1 protein-coding gene is annotated in these 231 nt (G+C 75.3%); it reads right to left on the bottom strand.

What is annotated here, in order from left to right; all coding sequences use genetic code 11:
• Positions 1-203 (bottom strand): cobalt-precorrin-5B (C(1))-methyltransferase (locus tag AC0IVP_RS22270; protein ID WP_471759324.1); only part of this gene is annotated, 203 nt, incomplete at its 3' end.
• Positions 204-231 lie beyond the last annotated feature (28 nt).

Genomic DNA, 231 nt, shown 5'->3' with positions numbered 1-231 from the left:
ATCCAGGAGGCGCACGAGTAGGGCACGACCACGCCCGTCGTCCCCAGGATGGACAGCCCGCCCTGGATGCCCAGCCGCGGGTTCCAGGTCTGCGTGGCCAGCTCCGCGCCGCCCTCCACCCACACCGTGAGGCCGACGTCGCCGGTGCCGCCGTGCCGCTGGGCCACCGCGGCCACGTGCTCGCGCATCAGCCGGCGGGGCACCGGCGACGTCGTCCTCACGGTGTGGGTG

Source organism: Klenkia sp. AC732, assembly GCF_979256525.1.
This window is presented reverse-complemented; position numbering and strand designations above follow the sequence as displayed.